21 protein-coding genes and 2 tRNA genes are annotated in these 24,126 nt (G+C 63.6%); 16 read left to right on the top strand and 7 right to left on the bottom strand.

Going from position 1 to position 24,126, the window contains the following annotated elements; genetic code table 11:
* Positions 1-229: 229 nt before the first annotated feature.
* Positions 230-2,737 (bottom strand): ribonuclease R, encoded by a 2,508-nt coding sequence (gene rnr / locus HV711_RS08345; RefSeq protein ID WP_035477411.1) that lies wholly within the window; start codon positions 2,735-2,737, stop codon positions 230-232.
* A 305-nt stretch (positions 2,738-3,042) separates the two neighbouring features.
* Between rnr and HV711_RS08340 the strand changes: the two genes are divergently transcribed.
* The 7 genes from HV711_RS08340 to HV711_RS08310 all read left to right on the top strand — a co-directional run bounded on the left by HV711_RS08340 (position 3,043) and on the right by HV711_RS08310 (position 7,994).
* Positions 3,043-3,129: transfer RNA gene (locus HV711_RS08340), tRNA-Leu, on the top strand.
* Positions 3,130-3,281: 152 nt separating this feature from the next.
* Positions 3,282-3,368: transfer RNA gene (locus HV711_RS08335), tRNA-Leu, on the top strand.
* A gap of 432 nt (positions 3,369-3,800) precedes the next feature.
* The gene (gene glnH / locus HV711_RS08330) at positions 3,801-4,547 is read left to right on the top strand and encodes a glutamine ABC transporter substrate-binding protein GlnH (RefSeq protein WP_035477412.1); all 747 of its coding nucleotides are present in this window, start codon (positions 3,801-3,803) and stop codon (positions 4,545-4,547) included.
* Between the two features lie 24 nt (positions 4,548-4,571).
* Positions 4,572-5,228: a glutamine ABC transporter permease GlnP gene (glnP, locus tag HV711_RS08325; RefSeq protein WP_013588723.1), complete on the top strand. Its 657-nt coding sequence runs from the start codon at positions 4,572-4,574 to the stop codon at positions 5,226-5,228.
* Positions 5,225-5,968, top strand: a complete 744-nt coding sequence (gene glnQ, locus HV711_RS08320) for a glutamine ABC transporter ATP-binding protein GlnQ (RefSeq protein WP_035477414.1) — start codon at positions 5,225-5,227, stop codon at positions 5,966-5,968. Before glnP ends, glnQ begins: the two co-directional genes overlap by 4 nt.
* A gap of 9 nt (positions 5,969-5,977) precedes the next feature.
* A complete protein-coding gene (locus HV711_RS08315; RefSeq protein WP_035477416.1) occupies positions 5,978-7,045 on the top strand; it encodes a C45 family autoproteolytic acyltransferase/hydrolase in 1,068 nt (355 codons plus the stop codon).
* Complete coding sequence (locus tag HV711_RS08310; RefSeq protein WP_035477417.1) at positions 7,008-7,994, top strand: MurR/RpiR family transcriptional regulator; 987 nt, start codon at positions 7,008-7,010, stop codon at positions 7,992-7,994. The genes HV711_RS08315 and HV711_RS08310 overlap by 38 nt, the downstream gene beginning before the upstream one ends.
* A gap of 67 nt (positions 7,995-8,061) precedes the next feature.
* Here the strand turns inward: HV711_RS08310 and HV711_RS08305 are convergent, their stop codons facing one another.
* Positions 8,062-8,676, bottom strand: a complete 615-nt coding sequence (locus tag HV711_RS08305; RefSeq protein WP_035477418.1) for a dihydrofolate reductase family protein — start codon at positions 8,674-8,676, stop codon at positions 8,062-8,064.
* 168 nt (positions 8,677-8,844) lie between these two features.
* Positions 8,845-9,546 carry a FadR/GntR family transcriptional regulator gene (locus HV711_RS08300; RefSeq protein WP_013588728.1) on the bottom strand — a complete coding sequence of 234 codons (702 nt, stop codon included), beginning with the start codon at positions 9,544-9,546 and terminating at the stop codon, positions 8,845-8,847.
* 270 nt (positions 9,547-9,816) lie between these two features.
* Here HV711_RS08300 and HV711_RS08295 point away from each other — a divergent pair, with 270 nt between their 5' ends.
* From HV711_RS08295 to HV711_RS08275, 5 genes are all read left to right on the top strand, one after another.
* Positions 9,817-11,349, top strand: coding sequence for a sugar ABC transporter ATP-binding protein (locus HV711_RS08295; protein WP_082201375.1), 1,533 nt, complete (start codon positions 9,817-9,819; stop codon positions 11,347-11,349).
* Positions 11,342-12,373 carry an ABC transporter permease gene (locus tag HV711_RS08290; RefSeq protein WP_013588730.1) on the top strand — a complete coding sequence of 344 codons (1,032 nt, stop codon included), beginning with the start codon at positions 11,342-11,344 and terminating at the stop codon, positions 12,371-12,373. The genes HV711_RS08295 and HV711_RS08290 overlap by 8 nt, the downstream gene beginning before the upstream one ends.
* A gap of 39 nt (positions 12,374-12,412) precedes the next feature.
* Positions 12,413-13,360, top strand: a complete 948-nt coding sequence (locus HV711_RS08285; RefSeq protein WP_013588731.1) for an ABC transporter substrate-binding protein — start codon at positions 12,413-12,415, stop codon at positions 13,358-13,360.
* A 78-nt stretch (positions 13,361-13,438) separates the two neighbouring features.
* Positions 13,439-14,446 carry a zinc-binding alcohol dehydrogenase family protein gene (locus HV711_RS08280; protein ID WP_035477422.1) on the top strand — a complete coding sequence of 336 codons (1,008 nt, stop codon included), beginning with the start codon at positions 13,439-13,441 and terminating at the stop codon, positions 14,444-14,446.
* Positions 14,447-14,470: 24 nt separating this feature from the next.
* A complete protein-coding gene (locus tag HV711_RS08275) occupies positions 14,471-15,628 on the top strand; it encodes a mannitol dehydrogenase family protein (protein WP_035477491.1) in 1,158 nt (385 codons plus the stop codon).
* 16 nt (positions 15,629-15,644) lie between these two features.
* Here the strand turns inward: HV711_RS08275 and HV711_RS08270 are convergent, their stop codons facing one another.
* The 4 genes from HV711_RS08270 to HV711_RS08255 form a co-directional block, all read right to left on the bottom strand.
* Positions 15,645-16,538 (bottom strand): MBL fold metallo-hydrolase, encoded by an 894-nt coding sequence (locus HV711_RS08270; RefSeq protein ID WP_013588734.1) that lies wholly within the window; start codon positions 16,536-16,538, stop codon positions 15,645-15,647.
* A 16-nt stretch (positions 16,539-16,554) separates the two neighbouring features.
* Entirely contained in the window at positions 16,555-17,931 is a 1,377-nt protein-coding gene (locus HV711_RS08265; RefSeq protein WP_035477424.1) for an MFS transporter, read from the bottom strand.
* A 69-nt stretch (positions 17,932-18,000) separates the two neighbouring features.
* A complete protein-coding gene (locus tag HV711_RS08260; RefSeq protein WP_035477492.1) occupies positions 18,001-19,032 on the bottom strand; it encodes a succinylglutamate desuccinylase/aspartoacylase family protein in 1,032 nt (343 codons plus the stop codon).
* Positions 19,033-19,149: 117 nt separating this feature from the next.
* Complete coding sequence (locus tag HV711_RS08255; protein WP_035477426.1) at positions 19,150-20,025, bottom strand: LysR family transcriptional regulator; 876 nt, start codon at positions 20,023-20,025, stop codon at positions 19,150-19,152.
* Positions 20,026-20,228: 203 nt separating this feature from the next.
* On the opposite strand from HV711_RS08255, the gene HV711_RS08250 reads away from it, so the two are divergent.
* From HV711_RS08250 to madM, 4 genes are all read left to right on the top strand, one after another.
* The gene (locus tag HV711_RS08250) at positions 20,229-21,032 is read left to right on the top strand and encodes an alpha/beta fold hydrolase (protein WP_035477427.1); all 804 of its coding nucleotides are present in this window, start codon (positions 20,229-20,231) and stop codon (positions 21,030-21,032) included.
* A gap of 3 nt (positions 21,033-21,035) precedes the next feature.
* Positions 21,036-22,604, top strand: coding sequence for a hybrid sensor histidine kinase/response regulator (locus tag HV711_RS08245; protein WP_035477428.1), 1,569 nt, complete (start codon positions 21,036-21,038; stop codon positions 22,602-22,604).
* A 315-nt stretch (positions 22,605-22,919) separates the two neighbouring features.
* On the top strand, positions 22,920-23,315 hold the full coding sequence (gene madL / locus HV711_RS08240) for a malonate transporter subunit MadL (RefSeq protein ID WP_015002939.1): 396 nt from the start codon (positions 22,920-22,922) through the stop codon (positions 23,313-23,315).
* Between the two features lie 14 nt (positions 23,316-23,329).
* On the top strand, positions 23,330-24,097 hold the full coding sequence (madM, locus tag HV711_RS08235) for a malonate transporter subunit MadM (RefSeq protein WP_035477430.1): 768 nt from the start codon (positions 23,330-23,332) through the stop codon (positions 24,095-24,097).
* The last annotated feature ends 29 nt before the right edge of the window (positions 24,098-24,126 follow it).

Raw genomic sequence — 24,126 nt, 5'->3', positions numbered from 1 at the left:
TGCTGTGATGAATACCTGTGCGTGCCAACGATCCGCGCGAATCTGTGCGCGCGAATCTGCGTGTTCGATGTTGCGTGGGCGCGCTGCCTGCGCGGCGTTGTCGAGGCGAGACCGCCTCGCCGGCAGCATGACGCACGAACCAAACAAACCAAGCGAACCAAACGAACACCGCGCGCAACCGGCACGTCGCGACGTGCCCGCTGCGCGCGGTAGAGGCGCCGAGACCGGCTTAACGCTTCTTGCGCGCCGTCTGCTTCGAGGCAGCCTTGGCCGCTGCGCCGCCGTGCTTCCTGGCAGCCCCGCGCGCGGCGCGCGCTTCCTTGACCGCCGCGCTTTGCGCAGGCGCCGCCTTCTTGCGGCGCGTGCCCGCCGTCGCATTGCCGCCTTCCGCCGAGGCCAGCGCGCGCACGCGCGGGCCGCCGTTTTCCGCGGATGATTTTTCTGCCGCCGCGACGCCGCGAGCCGGATGCGGCTTGATCGGCGTATCGCGCACAAGGCGGAAGTCGATCTTGCGCGCGTCCAGGTCGACGCGGCTCACCTGTACGCGCACGCGATCCGACAGCCGGTAGCGGATGCCGGTGCGCTCGCCGCGCAACTCGTTCTTGACCTCGTCGTACTGGAAGTAATCGGAGCCGAGTTCCGTGACATGCACGAGGCCTTCGATAAAGAGCGAATCCAGCTGCACGAAAATGCCGAACGACGTGACGCCGTTCACCATGCCGCCGTACTCTTCGCCGAGCTTGTCGCGCATGAAGTAGCACTTGAGCCAGGCTTCGACGTCGCGCGAGGCTTCGTCGGCGCGGCGCTCGTTGGCCGAGCAGTGCAGACCGAGTTCTTCCCAGATGGCGACGTTGTTCGCGCGCGCGCGGCCGCTTTTTTCCTCGTCGGCCTGCTGCATGGCGCGGGCGCGCGGCGACAGCGCCGTATTCAGCTGCACGCCCTGCGGCGGCTCCGGCTGATACTTGCGGCCTTGCAGAATCGCATAGATCGCGCGATGCGTGAGCAGGTCGGGATAGCGGCGAATCGGGCTCGTGAAGTGCGCATACGCCTCATAGGCGAGACCGAAGTGCCCGATGTTGTCCGGACTGTAGACGGCCTGCTGCATCGAGCGCAGCAGCATGGTTTGCAGCATCTGCGCGTCGGGCCGGTCGCGGATTTGCGCCATCAGCGCGGCGTAGTCGCTTGCATGCGGCTTGTCGTTACCGCCGAGCGTCAAGCCCATGCCGCGCAGGAACGTGCGCAGATTCTCGAGCTTCTCCGCAGTCGGGCCCGCGTGCACGCGGAACAGGCCCGGGTGCTTGTTGCGCTTGAGGAAGTCGGCGGCGCACACGTTCGCGGCCAACATGCATTCCTCGATCAGCTTGTGCGCGTCGTTGCGGGTGCGCGGCACGATCTGTTCGATCTTGCCCTGCGCATTGCAGACGATATACGTCTCCGTCGTGTCGAAGTCGATCGCGCCGCGCTTCTGACGCGCGGCGAAAAGCGCTTTGTACACGCCGTAGAGGTTCTGCAGCTGCGGCAGCAGCGCAGCGCGGCGCGCGGCTTCCGGACCTTTGGTGTTCTTCAGCACCGCGGCGACTTCGGTATAGGTGAGACGCGCGGCCGAATGCATCACGCCGGGATAGAACTGATAGGCCTTCACTTCGCCGCGCGCCGTGACGATCATGTCGCACACGAGCACGCAACGGTCGACGTTCGGATTCAGCGAGCACAGACCGTTCGACAATTTCTCCGGCAGCATGGGAATCACGCGGCGCGGGAAATAGACGGAAGTGCTGCGCTCGATCGCGTCGGTGTCGAGCCCGCTTTTCGGATGCACGTAGTGCGAGACGTCCGCAATCGCGACGATCAGACGGAAGCCCTCGCCGCGCCCTACCTTGACCGGCTCGCAATACACCGCGTCGTCGAAGTCGCGCGCGTCTTCGCCGTCGATGGTGACAAGCGGCACGTCGCGCAGATCGATGCGATGACGCACGTCCGCCGGACGCACCTCGTCGGGCAGCTGTGCCGCTTCGTCGAGCGCGCTCTGGCTGAACTCGTGCGGCACGCCGTACTTGCGCACCGCGATTTCGATTTCCATGCCGGGGTCGTCGATATCGCCCAGCACTTCCACGACGCGGCCGAGCGGCTGCGAATGACGGCTCGGAAAGTCGGTCAGCTCGACCACCACCACCTGGCCGACCTTCGCCTTCTTGGTGTTCTGCGTGATCAGAATGTCGTGGCCGATGCGCTTGTCTTCGGGCGCGACGATGAGCGCGCCGTTCTCGTTGAGCAGGCGCCCGATCACGCGCTTGTTGGCGCGGTCCGTGACCTCGACGATGTGCCCTTCCGGCCGCCCGCGCCGGTCATAGCCGACGATGCGCGCGAGCACGCGGTCGTTGTGCATGACCTTCTGCATTTCGGCGGTAGGCAGGAACAGATCGTCCTGACCGTCGTCGCGGATCAGGAAGCCGTAGCCGTCGCGATGCCCCTGTACGCGGCCCGCGACGAAGTTCGACGGATGGGTCAACTGATAAAGATTGCGCTGATCGAGCCGGATCTGGCCGTCGCGCTCCATGGCGCCGAGGCGCTTGAAAAATCCTTCGCGTTCCTGGCGCTTGATCGACAGCGCTTCGGCGATCTCGTTGGCGGCGAGCGGCGCCTCGCTCGTACGCAGGACGCCGAGAATTTCCTCGCGGCTCGGAATCGGATACGGAAATTTGCTCAAGGGCTTGTCGATGATTTTTTCTCGTTGCATGGACGTCGGTCGGCGATCTGGCTCGGCTTAAGAAGCGTTTGCATCGCGCCTTTATGGCACTGGCTGCTGCACTGAAAAAACTCTCTCGGGTCCGGCTCGTTCAAGGCTGAGTCCGACGGGCTTGTGCACCGTGCCAACGAACTACTGCGAGGCATTCTAACACCCGTCTTGGGCGCCACGCGGACCGTCAATAGTCGCCTCGCGGCCCGCGCGGCCGCGCCGGCGGCCTGTTTAAGCAAGTTTTGAGAAACGCTTGACAGCCACCATTCTGTCGCTATAATAGCGGTCTTTGCTGTTCATCACCTGCCCAGGTGGCGAAATTGGTAGACGCACTAGGTTCAGGTCCTAGCGGTGGCAACACTGTGGAGGTTCGAGTCCTCTCTTGGGCACCAGGATTCAAGATTGAAGCCGCCGGATTGTTTAGGCGGCTTCAGTTTTTATGTCGAGTAGTGAAGTAGTCGTTTCGGGGTGGAAAGCGGTTGTTTGCAGTGGGGATTGACACGCTGCACCAGCTCGCTAGAATAGCTGTCTAGCTTCAAAACGTGCCCAGGTGGCGGAATTGGTAGACGCACTAGGTTCAGGTCCTAGCGGTGGCAACACCGTGGAGGTTCGAGTCCTCTCCTGGGCACCACAAGTTGTTCTGGCATAAGCCGATGTAATTCGAGAAACCCCGTAAGATCTTGGTCTTACGGGGTTTTTTGTTTCTTCCAGATCTCGTACGTCCCACCTGGCGTCGATTCTTTTTGCGCCCCCAAGGCACGAGAACACCCCTACCTTCTTGCCGACGGCAATGGACTCGCGTTGAGAGTCGGGCCGACCGGCACCAGGACCTCGTTGCTTCGCTACCGCCGCCCCGCCACCGGAAAAGAAAGCTTCCTCATCCTCGGCATGTCGCGACCCGTCGCACAAAAATTCCCCCATTAAGGTGATCCGAAATCTAGGGAAAACCCCAGATTGCAACTCGATTTTCGGCCTCCAATACTTCGCAAATACATTTGCACAACGACGGAATTGGCAAATATTTTTGCCGCATCGAGTCGTTTCACTTCAAGAGGGGTCGTTCATGAAAGTTGCCGCAAAATTTGCCGCCGCTGTACTCGTCGCCGTTTCCGTCGTCAGCCAGGCCGCCCATAGCGAAACCTTGCTGGTTGCCTGTGACACAGCATTCGTGCCGTTCGAATTCAAACAGGGTGATCAATACGTCGGCTTCGACATCGATCTCTGGAAGGAGGTCGCGAAGGATCTGAAGATCGACTACAAACTGCAGCCGATGGACTTCAGTGGCATCCTGCCGGCGTTGCAGACGCATAACGTCGACGTCGCGCTCGCGGGCATCACAATCAAGGAGGAGCGCAAGAAAGTCATCGATTTCTCGGACGGCTACTACGACAGCGGTTTCATGTTGATGGTGCCCACGGCAAGCACGATCAAGGGACCCGACGATCTGAAGGGCAAGTCGCTTGCGATCAAGACGGGCACTTCGGCGGCAGACTATGCCAAGGCCAATTTCAACGGCACCGAATTGCGCGCGTTCCCGAATATCGACAATGCCTACCTCGAACTCGCAACGGGACGTGTCGACGCCGCGATGCACGACACACCGAACGTCCTTTACTACATCCACACGGCAGGCAAAGGCCGCGTGAAGGCGGTCGGTCCGCAGATGATGGCGCAGCAGTACGGCATCGCGTTCCCGAAGGGTAGCCCGCTTGTGCCTAAGGTCAACGCCGCGCTCACGAAGATCAAGGCAGATGGCCGCTATGCGCAGATCTACAAGAAATGGTTTGGCGTCGAGCCGGCGAAGTCGTAACGGCAAAGAGGCGGGAGGCCGTTCATGCAGTTTGATATTTCGATAGTTGTCGCCGCGTTGCCGGCACTGTTGCAGGGCGCGCGGCTGACAGTCCTCATTACGATCGCAGGCCTGACCGGGGGCGTGCTCGTCGGGTTGCTGTTCGGCCTGATGCGCGCCTATGGCAATGCGCCGTGTCAGAAGATCGCGTTCGCGTATGTGGAGTTCGTGCGCGGCACGCCGATCGTGGTGCAGGTGATGTTCATCTACTTCGCGCTGCCGATGCTGCTGAATGTGCGCGTCGATGCGCTCACGGCCGCCATTGCCTCGATCGTGATCAACTCCGGTGCCTACATTGCCGAGATCGTGCGCGGCTCGTTTCTGTCGGTGCCGCGAGGTCTCAAAGAGGCAGGCCTCGCGCTGGGCATGCCTGCCTGGCGCGTGCTCGCCTTCGTGGTGGGGCCCGTCGCAATTCGCCGCATGACGCCCGCGCTCGGCAACCAGTTCATCGTGAGCCTGAAAGATACGTCGCTCTTCATCGTGATCGGAGTGGGTGAACTCACGCGACAGGGGCAGGAAATCATGGCCTCGAACTTTCGCGCGGTGGAGATCTGGACGGCCGTCGCCGCTCTGTATCTCTGCATGATCGGTACGCTCACGTACTGTCTGCGCAGGATGGAAAGAAGGATGCGGATTCTATGAGCACGATGAACGGTCATATGGTGCAGTTCAAGAAGGTCACCAAGCGCTTCGGCACGACCACTGTGCTGGAAGGCGTCGATCTCGAGATCGGCGCGGGCGAGGTCGTGGTGCTGATCGGGCCGTCGGGCTCGGGCAAATCCACGTTGCTCCGTTGCATCAATGCGCTCGAGCAGATTGACGGCGGCGACCTGATTGTCGATGGCATCAGCGTGCTGGCGGGACCGAAGAAAGTCCGCGAAATCCGCCAGGAAGCGGGCATGGTGTTTCAGCAATTCAATCTGTTCCCGCAACTGACGGCGCTCGAAAACGTCGCATTCGGGCCGCGCCAGGTACGCGGCATGACGAAAGCGGACGCGGAAGCGCTCGCGCGTGGACTGCTGACAAAGGTTGGGCTGGCCGAGCGTGTCAATCACTATGCCAGTGAGCTGTCGGGCGGACAGCAGCAGCGTGTCGCGATTGCTCGCGCGCTCGCAGTGCGACCCAAGCTCATGCTGTTCGACGAACCGACCTCCGCGCTTGATCCCGAACTGCGTCAGGAAGTGCTGCGCGTGATGCAGGCGCTCGCCGAAGAAGGCATGACGATGGTGGTCGTCACGCACGAGATGGCGTTCGCGCGCAAGGTGGGTACACGACTCATCTTTATGGAACACGGGCAGATCGAGGTTGACGGAGCTCCGGCCGAACTGCTGGATAATCCTCCCAATCAGCGCCTGCGAGATTTTCTGCAACACGTCGAATAAACAGGTTTCATGTCCTCACTCGCTTTCATCGAAATTTCTGGCTCGCCGTTCGAGGCGGGCGAAGCGTTGGGCCGCTTCGGTGCTGCGGCCGTCCATCGACACTTGCTGCACACCGACGCATGGCACACCGTGATGCGCTGGCGCGGCAGCTCCGTGGCCGCCGGTCTCGCCATGCACACCGAGACGCGCTTTCCACGCATCTGGGCCGAATTGCAGGGACTGGCCCGGGGTCTGCGCTTGCCCTTCGAAGAAGTCTTCCTCTGGAATTGCCGCGGTGACCTATGGGCCATGTCGCCGGACGGTTGCACGACCGTACAGTTGCCTCACGCTCCTCACGGGGGCGAGCGGCGGATCGCTCATAACGAGGACGGCGATCCCGGCTTTTCCGCTGATTGCGCCATTGCGCAGTGCCGGATCGAAGGCAGTCCGGGCTTCGCTGCGTTTGTGTATCCCGGCTCTCTGCCCGGACATACCTTCGCTGTGACCGATGCCGGGCTCGTTGTCACCGTCAATAATTTGCGCCAGCGACGCGTGATCGCCGGTGTGCCGCGCATGGTGCTGACGCGTGCCGTGCTCGATGCGGCGGATCTCGATACAGCCGTCTCGTTGCTGCGCGATGCGCCGCGGGCGGGCGGCTTTCATCTCACGCTCGCACATCGCGCGCATCCGGCGCTTTTGAGCGTCGAATACAGCGCCTATGGCTGTTCGGTACGCGAGATCACAGAGCCGTCGCTGCACGCGAACCATGCGATTCATCCGGAGATGAAGGACTTCCCGCAGGTCATCACCGAATCTTCGCTGCATCGGCAGACGCGGGGAGACGCGCTGCTCGCGCAGGCAGGCGCCGCCGGACAGGTGCCTCACCCACTCGCCATCCTCGCCGATCGGCAAGACGGGGGCTTGCCGATCTATCGCGACGACCCGCATGATCCCGACGACGAAAACACGCTCGCCACCGCCCTCATTACAGTCAGGGAGACTCACGTAGAATGGAACGTTTATGAACATCCGGGGAGTCCCGCCCGGTATCGAATGATCGATGGCCACAAGCAAGCAGACACAGCAAAGCAGGACTGATCACGACAGCACGACGCCGTCAGCGTCAACGCCGCCGCGCACCGTCGACGGCTTGCGCGAACTCGTGGTGAAAATCGGTCGCGACGAAGCGGACATTTCGCTTGGCGGCACGGCGCATACGGTGCTCGCCAAACTGCTGGAACGCCCAGAGGAAGTCGCCGTTCGCACCATCACCGATCTGGCGGCTTCGCTCGGCGTGAATGCATCCACGCTCACGCGGCTTTCCACGCGGCTCGGCTATACGGGATTCGCGGACTTCCAGAATGTGTTTCGCGACAGCATCGCGCAGCGGCACAGGCACTTCTACAGCCAGCAGGCCGAACGGCTGGTGGCGGGCAAAACGAACCGGGCAGCGGCCGCTGTTGGCGGCGCCGCTTCGCCAGAGGTCGAAACGGTCGTGCAGCTCGCGCGTGAATCCATTATCAACGTCGAAGGTTTCCTCTCGCAGCTCTCGCCTGAACATCTGCGCGGTGCGGCACGCATGCTGGCAGAGGCGAAACGCGTGCGCATCCACGGATTGCGCCAGTTCAGCGCCTTGGCGAGCTTTGTCTGCTACGGCCTGAGCATGATCCGCACGGACGTCGCGCTTCTTGATGCGCAAGGGCTCGGCGTCGCGGAGGGACTCGCACAGTTGCAACCCGGCGATGTGGTCGTCGTGACGAGCGTCGCGCCCTATACGCGCAGCGTCGCCGAGGCGGCCGTCGCTGCGGCGCAGAGCGGGCTGTCGGTCATAGCCATTACCGATACGCTCGCCTCGCCGCTTGTGCCGCCCGCGACCCACGCATTTTTGATCCCACACGAAAGCAGTTTCTTCAGCAACAGCATGGGCGCATACCTGGTGTTTTGCGAAGGGCTGCTCAACCTGGTGGCCAGGCATCTCGGCAAGCGCTCGCTGCAGGCGCTCGAAAGGCGCGAACGGCTGATTACGGCGCTGGGCATCGAAATATAAGACGTTTCGCGGAGGTTGACTAACCCTCAAACCGTCCAGATGGAGGCCGCCCGACACGGGGCTGACGTTAATCGCCGATTTGCCCATACGTCGGGCGCCCGCCGCGCTCGAGCCGGAGAAAGGTGGCGCCTTTGCTGCTGGTCGCCGATTCGACCGGCTTCAGCGCCGCGGGCACCGTGCCGCTGCCGAAGAGCCGCTTACCGGATCCCAGTACGACCGGGAAGATAAAGAGCCTGTATTCATCGACGAGATCATGCGCCAGCAGCGTCTGCAGGAGCACCGTGCTGCCCCAGGTGTGCAGCGTCTGGCCCGGCTGCGCGCGCAGCTTCCGCAGTTCCGCGACTGTGTCGCCTTTTATCAGATGCGCGTTGTTCCAGCCGACCTGTTCGAGGCTGCGCGAAAACACGTACTTCGGCCGCGAGTTGAGGCCAACGGCGATCACGTTGTCCGGATCGGTAATTTTCGGCCAGTAGTTCGAAAAGATGCCGTAGGTCTTGCGGCCGAGAATAAAGCCGTCGGCGTCCGCGAATCCATCGACGATCAGCTTTCGCATCACCTCGTCCGAATAGGGCCCCTGCCAGCCGCCATGTGGGAAGCCGTTTTCCGGATCTTCATCGGGGCCGCCCGGCGCCTGCATGACACCGTCAAGCGTTAGAAATGCGTTCAATACGATTTTGGGCATGGTCACTTCCTCCTTACCCGCACGACGAACGACGCCGCTCGGAATCGACACGGCAAAAGGCAGGTCAATCCGCCCGCTGATCCTCGGAACTGTTGCCTGCTGCGACGGCAACGGCGACGCGCGACATCCGGCTTACGCGTCGTTTGCGTCGGCCGAAGCCCCGGCCAACTAAACCTCCCCCTGCTGCAACGCCCCTGCGATCCACCGCTCGCCGGACGCTTTCAGGTGCATGCGCATGGCGGTCTGCGCCGCGATTGGATCGCCTGTCTGGAGCGCCTTGAGAATGTCCTCATGCTCGCGCACGGCCGCCGACCAGGTCTCGGTGCTTTCGGAGTGGTCGCGAATCGCCGCGGCGATCGGGTCGTGGCGGCTATCGAACATCTCGGCCACGAAGCGGCTCAGCACCGAATTGCCGGCAGTCTCCGCGATCAGCATATGAAACTGGCGGTCGGCATCGACCGGCGATTTTCCCGCAGCGGCGAGCCGCTTCATCCGTTCGACGGTGCGGCGCAGCCTGTCCAGCACAGCCGCCGACAGTCTTCCGGCCGCCAGCACGATGACGGTTCCTTCTATGGCCACGCGGGCCTGCATCAGTTCCGACGGACTTTCTCCGAGGGCCGGCACGCCATTGTCGCCACCCTCCTTCGGATCGCGCACATAGACGCCCGATCCCATGCGTATCTCGATCTGACCGCCGATTTCCAGCGCGATCAACGCCTCGCGCAACGACGGCCGCGATACGCCGAGGGTGTTGGCGAGCTCCCGCTCAGGAGGCAGCCGGGCGCCCGGCGCGAGCTCGGCCTGTTGAATAAGCGCAAGAATCTGGGCCGCCACGGATTGGTAAAGCCGCTTTGCTTCAGTTTGCTTCATTGTGCGAGGTTGTCCTGTCGGCGATCCATCAAGGCGGACCGCATCGAAGTCTAGCATGGTGGCCCGCGGGCTGGGCTTGACGGGGCGCTCCTCGCGCCAAGGAAGCCCACACTGGATTGATCAGTTATATTTTTTATGACTGGCTTGACCAACCACGCCAATGTGCGCTCTAATGTTTTCAAAATTGGACTGGCCAGTTCGCGACGCCTCGCGGACGCGGCAAATGACACAGTCCCAAACACATTGGAGACGCGAGTGACAGACAGCGGCATGCAGCCGGCGGCGGGCCTTGCGCGTGAGCGACCTGCGGCCCGGGAAATCCTGCAGCTCAAGGGCGTGGGCAAGCGCTTCCCCGGAGTCGTCGCGCTCGACGGCATCGACCTCGACCTGCGCTCGGGCGAAGTCCACGCCGTCTGCGGAGAAAATGGCGCCGGCAAATCGACGCTGATGAAAATCATCAGCGGCCAATACCGCGCGGACGACGGCGTCATGTCCTACGACGGCGCGCCGGTGCAGTTCTCCTCGACTTCGGAAGCGCAGGCCGCCGGCATCGCGATCATTCACCAGGAGCTGAACCTCGTGCCGCACCTGTCGGTCGCGGAGAACATCTACCTTGCGCGCGAACCCAGGCGCGGCCCGTTCGTCGACTACCGCACGCTGAACGCCAACGCCGAGCGCTGTCTGCAACGCATCGGGCTCAATGTGGCGCCCACCACGCTGGTCGGCGCGCTCTCCATTGCGCAGCAGCAGATGGTCGAGATTGCCAAAGCGCTCTCGCTCGACGCGCGCGTACTGATCATGGATGAACCCACGTCGTCGCTGACCGAATCGGAAACGGTCCAGCTATTTCGTATCATCCGCGAACTACGCGCCGACGGCGTGGCGATTCTTTACATTTCTCACCGGCTCGACGAGATGGCCGAAATCGTGGACCGCGTGACCGTGCTGCGCGACGGCCGCCATATCGCAACCAGCGATTTCGCCGCCACCACGATCAACGAAATCGTCGCGCGAATGGTGGGCCGTTCTCTCGACGATGCGTACCCGCCGCGCGCGTCCGTGCCCACGGATCACGTGCTGCTGCGCGTGCGCGACCTGCAACGATCCGGCAGCTTCGGCCCCGTTTCGTTCGACCTGCGCAAGGGCGAGATTCTCGGCTTCGCGGGTTTGATGGGCGCGGGACGCACCGAAGTCGCCCGCGCGATCTTCGGCGCGGAGCGGCCCGACTCCGGCTCGATCCTGCTCGGCGACACGCCCGTTCATATCGGCTCGCCGCGCGAAGCCATTCGCCACGGCATTGCCTATCTGTCCGAAGACCGCAAGAAAGACGGCCTCGCCCTTTCGATGCCCGTATCGGCCAACATCACGCTCGCCAACGTCCGCGCCATCGCTTCGCGCGGCTTTCTGCGCTTTTCCGAAGAGACGGCCATCGCCGAGCGCTACGTGCGCGAACTCGGCATCCGCACGCCGACGGTCCGGCAGATCGCGCGGAATCTGTCAGGCGGAAATCAGCAGAAGATCGTCATCAGCAAATGGTTGTACCGCGGCTCGCGCATTCTGTTTTTCGACGAGCCGACGCGCGGCATCGACGTCGGCGCCAAATACGCGATCTACGGGCTGATGGACCGCCTCGCCGCCGATGGTGTCGGCGTGGTGCTGATCAGCTCCGAACTGCCGGAGCTGCTCGGCATGACCGATCGTATCGCCGTCTTTCACGAGGGGCGCATCACCGCGGTCCTCGAAACCGGCAAGACCAGTCAGGAGGAAATCCTGCACCACGCATCAGGGAGAAGTCATGCTTGAAATCGCATCCGGCCGCACGCAAGCCGTCGACAAACAGGCACGGCAGCGGCGCCGCGACCTGATTCAGAAATTCGCCGCGCTCGGCAGCCTCGTCGTGCTGATCGCCGCCTTTTCGCTGACGAGCGCCGCGTTCTTCTCGGTCGGCAATCTGATGACAGTCGCGCTTCAGGTCACCTCCATCGCGTATCTCGGCGTGGCCGCGACGTGCGTCATCATCACGGGCGGCATCGACCTTTCCGTCGGTTCGGTGCTGGCGCTCTCGGGCGTCGCGGCCGCGCTGCTCACCAAGGCCGGCGTGCCCGTGCCGCTCGCGATGCTCGGCGGCATGCTGGTCGGCGCCGCATGCGGATGGGTCAACGGCATCTGCGTGACGCGCATGGGTTTGCCGCCGTTCATCGCCACCCTGGGCATGATGCTGGTCGCCCGCGGTCTTGCGCTGCAGATCACCGGCGCACGGCCCGTCTCCGGTCTCGGCGACGCCTTCGGCGAACTCGGCAACGGCGCGCTCTTCAGAATCTCACATATCGGCCCGGACGGTTTTCCGGACACGGTATTCCCTGGGATTCCTTACCCTGTCGTGATCATGGTGGTGCTGTTCGCCGCGGTCTCCGTGCTGCTCTCTCGAACCTCGCTTGGCCGCCACATCTACGCGGTCGGATCGAATGCGGAAGCCGCGCGGCTCTCGGGCGTCAATGTGCCGGGCGTCAAGCTCTTCACCTACGTCCTGTCCGGTCTGCTTGCGGGTGCCACCGGCTGCGTGCTGATGTCGCGCCTCGTCACCGCGCAGCCGAACGAGGGCGTGATGTACGAGCTCGACGCCATCGCCAGTGCGGTCATCGGCGGCACCTCGCTGATGGGCGGCGTCGGCACGATCTCGGGCACGGCCATCGGCGCATTCGTGATCGGCGTGCTGCGCAACGGCCTGAACATGAACGGCGTATCGAGCTTTATCCAGCAGATCATCATCGGCGTCGTCATTCTCGGCACCGTGTGGATCGATCAACTCCGGAACCGGAAGTTGTAATCAGAAGACGAAGTCCCAACCACAATGAAGGAGCGAGACATGAAAAAACTATCCATGCTGGCTGCGGCCGCAGCGATGTGTGCGATGTTCAGCGCGTACGCGCAGGCGGCAGGCGGCGAAATTGCCGTGATCGTCAAGACCGCGAACTCGAATTACTGGCAGAACGTCCAGAAAGGCGCCACCGCCGCGATGGCCGACGCGAAAGGCTACACGATGACCTTTCAGGGCCCGGCCGCGGAATCTGCAATCGCAGACGAAGTGAACATGGTCGAGAATGCGGTGAACCGGCATGTCGCGGGCATCGTCCTCGCGCCGTCCGACCCCGACGCGCTCGTGCCGGCCATGAAAAAAGCGTGGGAAGCGCATATCCCGGTCGTGCTCATCGACTCGGCGGTGTCCGAGTCCGGTAAGCAGTACTACCAGTCGTTCCTGTCGACGGACAACGCGAAAGCCGGCGAACTCTGCGCGCAGGCGATGATCGATCGCGTCGGACAGACCGGCAAGGTCGCGATCATGTCGTACGTGCCGGGCGCCGGTTCTGAAATCGGCCGCGTCGGCGGCTTCCGCAAGTACATTGCCGCGCATTCGAAGCTGCAACTGGTGGGTCCGTTCTACTCGCAGTCGCAAATGGCGACCGCGCTCAACCAGACCACCGACGTACTGTCGGCCAACCCCGATCTGAAGGGCATTTTCGGCGCCAACGAACCCACCGCGGTCGGAATGGGTCGCGCCCTCCAGCAGTCAGGCAAAGGCGGCAAGGTGGTGGCCATCGGCTTCGACGGCAACCAGGACCTGCAAGGCTTCGTGCGCGACGGCACGATCCAGGCCATCGCCGTGCAAAGCTCTTACCAGATGGGCTACAAGGGCATCCAGACACTCGTCAGCGTGATCGAGCACAAGCCGGTGTCCAAGCAGGTGGACACGGGTGTCATGATGGTCGAGAAGAAGAACCTCGACTCAACGGAAGCCAGGAATGTTCTCTACTGATACTGATTAACGCCTCGGCGCGGCGGCTGTCTGACGAGCCGCCCGCCGATCGAGAAGCTCAATAAAGAGGATCCCTGAATGCTTAGCGTCATTTGCGAATCGCCCGGCGTGCTGCGCCACGAAGATCGCCAGCTGCCTCGCCGCGCGCAAGGCGAGGTACTGCTGCGGGTCAGCCGCGTCGGTATCTGCGGCACGGACATGCACATCTACTCGGGGAACCAGCCCTACCTGCAATATCCGCGCGTCATGGGGCACGAGTTGTCTGCCATCGTCGCCGAAGCCGATCCCGACGCGCATGTCGCGGCCGGCGACCCGGTCTATGTCATGCCCTATCTGTCGTGCGGAACGTGCATTGCGTGCCGGCAGGGTAAGACCAACTGCTGCGTCAATATCAAGGTGCTCGGCGTGCATCGCGACGGCGCGCTGACGGAATATCTGTCGGTCCCGGCGCAGTTCGTGCACAAGGCCGATGGCGTAACGCTCGATCAGGCCGCGATGCTCGAGTTCCTCGCTATCGGCGCGCACGCGGTTCGCCGTGCCGACGTGTCGGCCGGGCAGCGCGTGCTGGTCGTAGGCGCGGGGCCGATCGGCATGGCGGCGATGCTGTTCGCGAACCTGCGCGGCGCACACGTCACCTGCCTCGACACGCGCGCCGACCGTCTCGCGTTCAGCCGCGAGCACCTTGCGGTTGCCGCGGTGCAGATCGGGCCGCATGACGTGGACGAGCTGTCGGCCATCACCAACGGCGAATTTTTCGACGTTGTGTTCGACGCGACGGGAAACGTCAAAGCAATGAACCGCGGCTTCGAGTTCATTGCGCACGGCGGCAAATACGTGCTGATTTCAATCGTACCCGGCGAGATCAGCTTCTCCGATCCGGAGTTTCACAAGCGCGAAGCGACGCTGCTCGGCAGCCGCAACGCCACCGCCGAAGACTTCGAGACGGTGCTTGACGCGATGCGCGCGGGGCGTATTCCGGACAAGGCGCTCAACACTCACCGCATGCGCCTGTCCGACGTGCCCACGGAGTTCCCGAAGCTGATGGAGCCGGGACAGACCGTCGTCAAGGCGCTGGTGGAATGCTGAGCAGACCTGTTGGAATCGTTCGAGATGAGTGAACCCATTCTTCAATTCGGCACCAGCCGGTTTTTGCAGGCCCATGTCGCACTGTTCGTTGCGCAGGCGCTCGAGCGCGGCGAAGCAATCGGCGGCATCAGTGTCGTGCAGACAACCGGCAACCCGGCCAGCGAGGCGCGCATCGCCGCGCTCGCGCAGGCGGGCAGCTATCCGGTGAGAATCCGCGGCAGGGAAAACGGCGCGGTCGTCGACACGGTGGTTCAATGCGGCGCGGTGCGCGCCGCCTGGGTCGCAAAGCGCGACTGGGCCGCGATCCGGCACGCGGTCATTCACGACGTGCGCGTGATCGTATCGAATACCGGCGATGCGGGCTATCGCCTCGACGAGCGGGACTCGCCCGCCGTCCTCGCGCTTCATGACGAGGCGCCGCACAGCTATCCTGCCAAGCTGCTCGCGCTCCTTCATGCACGGTGGCGCGAGCGGCCCGGCGCAGGCGTGTCGATCTTTCCCTGCGAGCTCGTCGCGAGCAACGGCGACACGCTGCGCGATCTGGTCATCGGCCTCGCGCAACGGTGGGCGCAGCCCGCGCCATTCATCGCCTATCTGTCGCAGCAGTGTGTGTGGGTCAACTCGCTCGTCGACCGGATCGTTTCGGAACCGATCGAGCCGGTGGGCGCCGTCGCCGAACCGTATGCGCTGTGGGCGATCGAGCGGCATCCCGGCATGGAGCTGCCGTGTACGCACAACGACATCGTCGTGACCGACGACCTGCGCAGCTATGAGCAACTCAAGCTGTTCTTTCTGAACCTCGGACACACATGGCTCGCCGACCAATGGCTCGCACAGCGCCGAAACGCCGAGGAGACGGTGTTCGACGCGATGAACGACGCCGCGCTGCGCGCGGGCATCGAGGCGGTGTGGGAGCAGGAGGTGTTGCCCGTCTTCACTGCGATGGGTCTGGGCGAGCGTGCCGAGCAGTACCTCGCGAGCGTGCGCGAACGGTTGCTGAACCCTTATCTCGATCACCGCATCGCCGATATCGCCCAAAACCACGTGGAAAAAGTGCGACGGCGAATCGTCCCGTTGATCGCGTTGGCCGATTCGCTCGCGGTCGCGCCTCATCAGACGCGCCTGCGTGAAACCCTGGCGCGCCATGGACTGGCACCCGCAGCGCAAGCCGCAGCATCGTGAAAGGCCGCTGCGCGCATCACGTGGGCGGGCACACGTAACGCCACTCGAATCCGCTGCCCGAGCGCCCCACCTTGCCCGCGGACGTCTCGGGAAAATGCGCCGCGAAAACGGTCGCGTCGGTTTGTGCCGCGCGATCGAGCAGCCAAAGCCGCGATTCGCGAGCCTGCGCGGCATCGGCGCAGAACACCGAGCTCCAGTCCGGCCGATGCACCTGCAGTGGGCTGTGCATCACGTCGCCGGAGAAGAGCGCCGTTTCGCCGCGTGAGCGAATCTCGACGGCCATGTGCCCCACACTGTGCCCAAACGTCGGCAGGAATCGAATGCCGTCGAGAATCTGCTCGCCTGCATCGCTCACCGCACGGCCCTGCCCCGCTTCAATGACGGGCAGCACGCTGTCTTCGAACACCATGCGCCGCGGCTCGCCTTGCGGCATGGCAAAAAAGTCGCGCTCACGCTGACCGAATACGTAGGTCGCGTTCGGGAAGACCGGCACCCAGCGACCGTCCTGCCAATGCGTGTTCCAACCGACGTGATCGACGTGCAGGTGCGTGAGCAGCACGTAGTCGACCTGTTCCGGTCGAAAGCCGGCCGCGGCAAAACGCTCCAGCACGGGATTGTCGAGCTGATGGAACAGTTCGCTGAACGGCCGGGACTTGCGGTTGCCGATGCCCGTATCCACGACGATGGTGTGCGCATCGATCTGCACTACCCATAGATGCGTGCGCAACGGTATGCGCCGGTTCGTCAGATCGAGGCTCGCGGTGCCGAAGCGTTCTTCGAGCGCGCGAACCCCGTTTTCATCCCACGCGGGGAAGAGCCGCTCAGGCGCGAGCGCGAAGCCGGTTTCGTCGACGCGGGTGACGGTCGCCGCGCCGACACGATAGACGGGTGCAGTGGATTTCGCCGGCATGATGGTTCTCCAGGAGTCATTGAGCGTCGGCAACCGGCACTCGCCGCGTGGCTACGGTATAGAGCATCGCGCTCACGAGCGCGGAGATGCCGCCGACGAGCGCAAGTGCCAGTCCCAAGCTTTCGCCAGTGTGCCCCAAACGCTCATTCAGATAGCCGACAGACAGCGGACCGACACCGCCGCTGATCGCATTGGTCATGAAGACGAGCAGCGCCAGCGACCGGCCGCGCATGCGGTTCGGCATGGCGATCTGCAGCGGCACGGGTGCGAGTCCCATGGCGATGCTGGCCGTGAATGCGCTCGCGCCGTAGAGCAGCACCGCCACCGTGCCGTCGCCCACCAGCGGCATAGCAATGGCCGCCGGCACCAATAGTGCAACAGCGGCCGCCGAAAAGCCCAGCACGCGGCGCAGCGCGGTTTCGTCCGTGACGCGTGTCGCCAGCATGCCCGCACATGCGACCCCCAGCATGCCGCCGATCATGTACGCGGGCGCCGCCATCTGGCCGACCACGCCCGGAGCGAGCTGGAAGCGGCGCATCAGCAGCGTGGGAAACCATGCGGAGTGCGAATAGAAGAGCGTAATGAGCGCCACGTAGGCGCCAAAATACGCGAGACAGAAGCGGTTATGCACGAACAACGCCAGCAACACGTCCTTGAACGACGGCATGGCGTCCTGCGCGTGTCCTGCATGCGCCGCGATTTCGCGCCGCGCCGGCTCGCGCACCGTGAGCGCAACGAGCGCGGCCAACGCCAGACCGGGCAGACCCACGGCGATGAACACTGCTTGCCATGGCGCGATACCATGCGCGGCCAGCCAGGCATGACTGCCGCCCGCCGCCGCCGTCGCCGTCGCCGTCGCCGACAGCAGCATGCCGCCGCCGAACAAGGCCAGGCCACCGCCCACATAGGGGCCGAGCATAAAGGCGCTGCTTGCGCGCGCAACGCGGCGCGGCGCGAAGAGATCGCTGAAAATCGACAAGGCGGCGGGACTCAATGCGGCTTCCGCGATGGCCGTGCCGGCACGCGCGAGCAGCAGCTCGGAAAAGTTGCTGGCGAACCCGCAGGCCGTGGTGGAGATTGCCCAGATCGCGATGCAGGCGGCGATCAACTTCACGCGATTCGCGCGATCGACGAGCCGTGCCACGAACACGCCTGCTGTCGCATAGCACATCGTGAACGAGAAGCCTTGCAGCAGGCCGATTTGCGTATCGGTGAGCCCGAGCGACTGCTTGATGGGCGGCACGAGAATGCTGACGACCTGCCGGTCGAGATACGAGAACGCAAAGCAGATAAAAAACAGCAGCACGATGTAGACGGAATAGCCGGCATTCTCGCTGAACGTACTTCCAGCTATGTCATCGGCCGGCTGCGCCGAACAGGTTTGGGCGCTCATCTTTCGTCTCCGTATCCTTTAATGGGTGTTCAGATTCCGCTTCGCTGCGCGGCTGCCTCGCGGCACAGCTCAATCGATATTCGCTGGCGAAGCCAGCAGCGCAATGCAGTCGCCCGGCTCCACGCGGGCAAATGTGCGCATGCACATGACCGTGCCGTCGCCGCGAAATGCGATCTCCTGCGGCGGCTGCCACGGACGATGCGGATCGAAGAGGCGCCCGGCCAACTGGCCGGCGCGCACCTCGTCGCCTAATGCGAACGCGGGCTCGAACACGCCGGCGTGCGGCGAGTACACATAGTGGTGCGCGCCTTCTACGCGCAGAAAACGAGTGCGCTGCGCGCGAGGGGCCGTGTGCCCGTCGGGCGTCATGCCGAGCCGGTGCAGCACCCGCTGCAAGCCGGCCTCGACGATCGCGAGGTTGGCGGCATCGCAGCCCGCATGGCCGCCGAACTCTCCGCACAGAAAAAGCTTGCCGTGGCGCTCGGCTGCCGCGGCGAAGGTCCGGTCCTCGCCGAGCAGATCCATGATCATGGTGTTCGGCGCGCCGAACTCGCGAACCAGGTCCATGTAGAGCGCCCGTCGTGCTCCGCGTTCTTCTCCTTGATCCGGCGGCGAGGCGAGCAGCGTCGGCAGATGATCGAACGAAGCGCCGCCCGCGTGAAGGTCGATCACGACATCGGCGCGCGGCAGCAGTTCGGTTTCCACATAGTGCGCAATCATCTCCGTCGGCTGGCCGTTGCGTGCGCCGGGAAACAGGCGGTTCAGATTGCCGCGATCGATCGGCGACGTGCGCGAACCGTTGATGAACGCCGGAAAGTTAAGACCCGGAATCACAATCAGGCGGCCCCGTATCGTCAGCGAAGGCAGCCGCTGCAGCAGTTTCATCAGCGCGACGGGGCCTTCGTATTCGTCGCCGTGGTTGCCGCCCGTCAGGAGGACGGTGGGCCCGGTCCCGGCGCCTGCGTGATGCATTGCTACTGGAATCGGAATATGGCCGTAGGCGGAACGATCGTGCGACCACGGCAAGCGCAGCGTGCCGGTCTGAAAACCGACGCGCTCGAAATCGATGTCCGTGGCGATGAGTGAGGCGGAAGTGGTCATGGCGGCACACGTGAAGAGGAAGTTGTCTTCACTATCGCTGACGCCGGACGGCGGCGCCAATGCCGATTTCTGCCGCGGCTGATGCCTTGCAGGCATCGCACTGGAATGCGCCGCCCGCTACCGCAGTTGCTCGACGAAACGCGCGAGCGCGGGGTTCGCGTCTGCCGACACAAAGCAGAATTCGAGCGGCAGCGGCACCGACAGATCGCGCAACTCGACAAAACGCACACGTGCCGGCGGCCGATAGCGGTTCGCAGCATTGACGATGGCGGCGCCCATGCCAGCGGAAACCAGCGAGAGAATCGCGGTTTCCGTCGACGCTTCCTGACGGATATCGAGTGTCAGCCCGCGCTCCGCACACGCCGATAGCAGACGGTCGTAGTAAGCCGGATAAATGCGGCGCGGAAACGCAATGAATGGCCTGCCCGCGAGTTCGCTCGTCATCACGGCGCCTGTAGCGCCGAACGGCCATACTTGCGGCACGGCCAGCACGACGTTCTGCTCGAGCACCGGAATGCTTGCGAGCCCCTGCGGCAAGGTGCCGAGCCGGTAACAGAAGCCACCGTCGAGCTGTCCCGCTGCAATCGCCTCGAACTGCTCGGGTGTGTTCATCGGCGTCAGTTCGAGCGCGACGTGCGGCGAACTCTGTTCGAATGCGCTCAATGCATGCGAGACGACACCGATCCACGCTGCGTTTTCGACAAAGCCGATCCGCAAATGGCCATGCACGCCGGCCGCAATGCGCCGCGCGAGCCGGTTAGCCGCATCGACGCGTGTGAGGATATCCCGCGCCTGCGCAAGATACGCCGTGCCCGCCGCCGTCAACTTGAGGCCGCGTGGCGTGCGCTCGAACAACGCCGCGCCGACCGCGTCTTCGAGATCCTGGATCTGGCGGGAGATCGCCGGCTGCGTGACATGCAACTGCTCGGAGGCGGCCCGCACGCTGCGCAATTCGGCAACAGCAATGAAATAGCGAAGATGTCGAAGCTCCATGGTCGTTTCGCGCAGGTCAGGTCGTCGGCAATGATAGAGCAGGATGAAAAGAACAATGGCCGCACACCCTCGCGAGTCGCCGTTGCTGTTACGATAACGCGGACCTGCAACGGCGCGCGAAAGAACCTCTGCCTGCCACCCCGCAGCAGGTCACAATTGCCGCGCAGGCCGCCCCTCGAAGTAATCCTTTCTGGAACTCGCTCGTGAACCTGCTTCAACGCAACAACGTCAGCGTAGCGGGAAACGGCCCGGCAACGATGATCTTCTCGCATGGCTTCGGCTGTGATCAGACCATGTGGCGCTACGTCGCGCCGACCTTCGAGGGACGCTACCGGACGGTGTTGTTCGATCTCGTCGGCAGCGGAGGATCGGACCTCGCGAGCTACGACTACCAGAAGTATGGATCGCTGCACGGCTACGCCTCAGACGTATTACAGATCGTTGAAGCGTTCGCGACCGGCCCGGTGATCTTCATCGGACATTCGGTCAGCGCGACGATCGGCATGCTCGCCGCCATCGAGGCGCCGCAGCGCTTCGCGGCCAATGTGATGGTCGGCCCATCGCCGTCTTTCATCAACGACGGCGACTACGTCGGCGGCTTTTCTCAGGCCGATATCGAAGATCTGCTGGAAACGCTGGAGAATAATTTCCTCGGCTGGTCGAGCGCGATGGCGCCGGCCATCATGGGCGCGCCGGAACAGCCGCAACTAAGCGCGGAGCTGACCAACAGCTTTTGCCGGACCGATCCGGACATCGCGAAACATTTCGCGCGCGTGACGTTCCTCGCGGACCACAGGGCCGACCTGCCTCGCGTGACGACGCCCACGCTCATCCTGCAGTCGGACGACGACCTTCTCGCACCCGTGTGTGTGGGCGAGTATATGCACCGAACGATTCGGACGAGCCGGCTTGCGATTGTGAAGAACATCGGCCATTGCCCGCACCTGAGCGCGCCGAGCGCGAGTGTGGATGCAATCGAGTCGTTTCTTCACGAGACCGGACTCTAGGGCATGCAACAGCCCGGCGCCGCGCCATGGAACGCTGCGGCCGCGTACGACCGGGCTCCCTGCGGCCTGCTCGTTGCAGCGGCGGGCGGCAAGATTGTCCATGTGAATCGAACCTTCTGCGGATGGCTGGGCTTTTCTACACCGGAGCTTGTCGAGACCCGCAGCTTTCAGGACCTGCTCACCGTCGGCGGCAAGATCTTTCTGCAGACCCACGTGATGCCGCTTTTGCAGATGCAGCGGTCCGTCGCCGAAATCAAGCTCGATCTGCGCAACACGCACGGGCTTGTCGTTCCCATGCTCGTCAACATCTCTCGCGTCAATCATGCGGATTCAGAGCTGGACGAGTTTGCCTGCATGATCATGAGCGACCGCCACAAGTACGAGCGCGAACTCGTCGTCGCGCGCAGGCGGCTCGAAGAATCGCTGAAGGCAAGAGAAGCCGCGGAACTCGCGCTCAGGGCGGCGGATCGGCGCAAAGACGAATTTCTCGCTATGCTCGCTCACGAGTTGCGCAATCCGCTTGGCGCAATGAGTACGGCCATCGCGCTTTTGCAACGGCAGCCATCCGCGGATACGGGCCAGGATGTACCGGTCGAACTGCTGGCCCGACAGTTGGCGCAGGCGTCGCGGCTGACGGACGACCTGCTCGACGCATCGCGAATCGCCGAAGGAAAGATCGAAGTCAAGAAAGCGCCGGTGGAAATCGGTGCGATCATGCATGAGGTGATTGAAAGTACGCGGGCGCGGCACTTCGAGTGTGGCGCGTCGCATGAAGTGGAGACCCGCCTTCCGACCGAGCACATTTACGTTCACGCCGACCGGGTGCGGCTCGCGCAAGTCACGCAGAATCTGCTCAACAATGCGCTTCGCTACACGCCTCCCGGCGGCAAGATCTGGCTCGCGGTCTCGCGGCAAGGCGACGAAGCGGTGATCACGGTGAGCGACAACGGTATCGGCATTCCCGCAGAAGACTTGCCGACCATCTTCGACATGTTTGCCCAGGCGCCCTCGGGGCGCGGGCGCCTCGTGGGCGGCCTCGGGGTGGGACTGGCGCTCGTGCGCGCGCTGGTCGAACTGCATCAGGGGCGCGTCACGGTTCACAGTTCCGGACCTGGTCAGGGGAGCACGTTCGAAGTCCGCTTGCCCGCCTTGCGTGACGCTCCGCAACCGTTAGGGAAGCCAACTAATCAGTCTCACGCGCCGTGCTGGACTTCGCGCCGTGTGCTGGTCGTCGATGACAATGAGGGCGCGGCTTCCAGTCTCAGTACCTTGCTCGAGGTGGAAGGACACACGGTAGGCATGGCAACGAGCGGGCTCGACGCGCTACGCGCAGTGGACGACGTCGTTCCCGAAGCGGTGATTCTCGACCTGGGCTTGCCCGACATAGACGGAAGAGAAGTCGCGCGGCGCATCCGCGAGAATCACGGCTCGAACGTCGCGCTGATCGCGCTCACCGGCTGGTCGCCGGACAAGGATGCCGCCACGCGGCCGACCGACTTCGATGCCTACCTCGTGAAACCGGTCGACGTCGACGCGCTGCTGAGCGCGATCGAGCGAACATCCGCGCAATGAGCCCGGCTGCGAGGGAAAACCCCTAAGTCCCGCCGCCCCGCCCGCGCGCCCCGCCCCACATGGCTTTGCCCGCTTCGCGCTGCGAATCGTTAGCTTGACGATAACAAACGCTTGCCGAAGGTGATTGAAGCCCCTTCCCCGTTTCCTCTAGAGTCACGCTGTCGTGGACAAAGCGGCGCCCGGCATTCGCGAATGCCGCCTTGTCCGCACAACGCCGCCTCGCCAGAGGCCGATACAGCCCGTCAGCAGCATCTCGCGTGAGAGCCGGGCAAGACACTAAAGCAAGCGTCGACGACGGTCGACTGGAGACACGAGATGATCATCTACGGAACTGCGCTGCTCGCTTTCTGCCACCTTGCGGGACTCTTTCTGGGTGATCTGCTCGGAGCCGCGATCGGTGTCAAGACCAACGTCGGGGGCGTCGGTATCGCGATGCTGCTGCTGATCTTCCTGCGCCTCTATCTGCACGGCAAAGGACTGCTGCCGAAGGAAACGGAAGCCGGCGTGGGCTTCTGGGGCGCCATGTACATTCCCGTCGTCGTGGCGATGGCGGCCAACCAGAACGTCGTCGCCGCGCTCAAGGGCGGACCGGTCGCGCTGCTGTCGGCATTGGGCGCCGTGGCCTTATGTGCCGGCTGCATCGCGGTGCTGTCGCGCACCGGCCGCGACAGCACCTCGTTCATCAACGCCCCGCAACCCGAAGAGATCTGAACGAGGAATCCGCCATGATCCAGATGATCGACAAAGTACTGATACACAACGGCCTCGTCACCGCGTTTGCGCTCGTGGGACTCATCATGTGGGTCTCGTCGCTGATCTCGCGCAAGCTCACGTTCGGCCGCGTGCACGGCTCGGCGATCGCCATTCTGATCGGCCTCGTGCTCGCCTATCTGGGCGGCGCGTTCACCGCAGGTCAAAAAGGCCTGGCCGACCTGCCGCTCTTTGCCGGCGTCGGACTGATGGGCGGCGCCATGCTGCGCGACTTCGCGATCGTCGCGACGGCCTTCGAGGTGCAGGCGACCGAAGCGCGCAAGGCGGGGCTCATCGGCGTGGTCTCGCTGCTGCTCGGCACGGTGCTGCCGTTTATTGTCGGCGCGAGCGTCGCTCACGCGTTCGGCTATACCGATGCGGTCAGCATGACGACCATCGGCGCGGGCGCGGTCACCTACATTGTCGGTCCGGTGACGGGTGCTGCGATCGGCGCGAGTTCCGACGTCATCGCGCTCAGCATTGCAACCGGTCTCATCAAGGCGATCATCGTGATGATCGGCACGCCGCTCGCAGCGAATTTCATGGGCCTGAAGACGCCGCGCTCGGCGATGATTTTCGGCGGCCTCGCGGGCACCGTCAGCGGTGTGAGCGCGGGACTCGCCGCCACCGACCGGCGGCTCGTTCCGTACGGTGCGTTGATCGCCACATTTCACACGGGCGTGGGCTGCCTGCTCGGACCTTCGCTGCTGTTCTTCACGACGCGCGCGCTGGTGGGCGCCTGAGCCGCCAGCAAGCGGCTCGCGTACTGTGC

Origin of the sequence: Paraburkholderia phenoliruptrix (assembly GCF_902859825.1) — a bacterium.
In the GTDB taxonomy this organism is placed as follows: Bacteria; Pseudomonadota; Gammaproteobacteria; order Burkholderiales; family Burkholderiaceae; genus Paraburkholderia; species Paraburkholderia phenoliruptrix.
The sequence above is the reverse complement of the archived record's forward strand: the minus strand, read 5'-3'. Positions and strand labels throughout refer to the sequence as shown.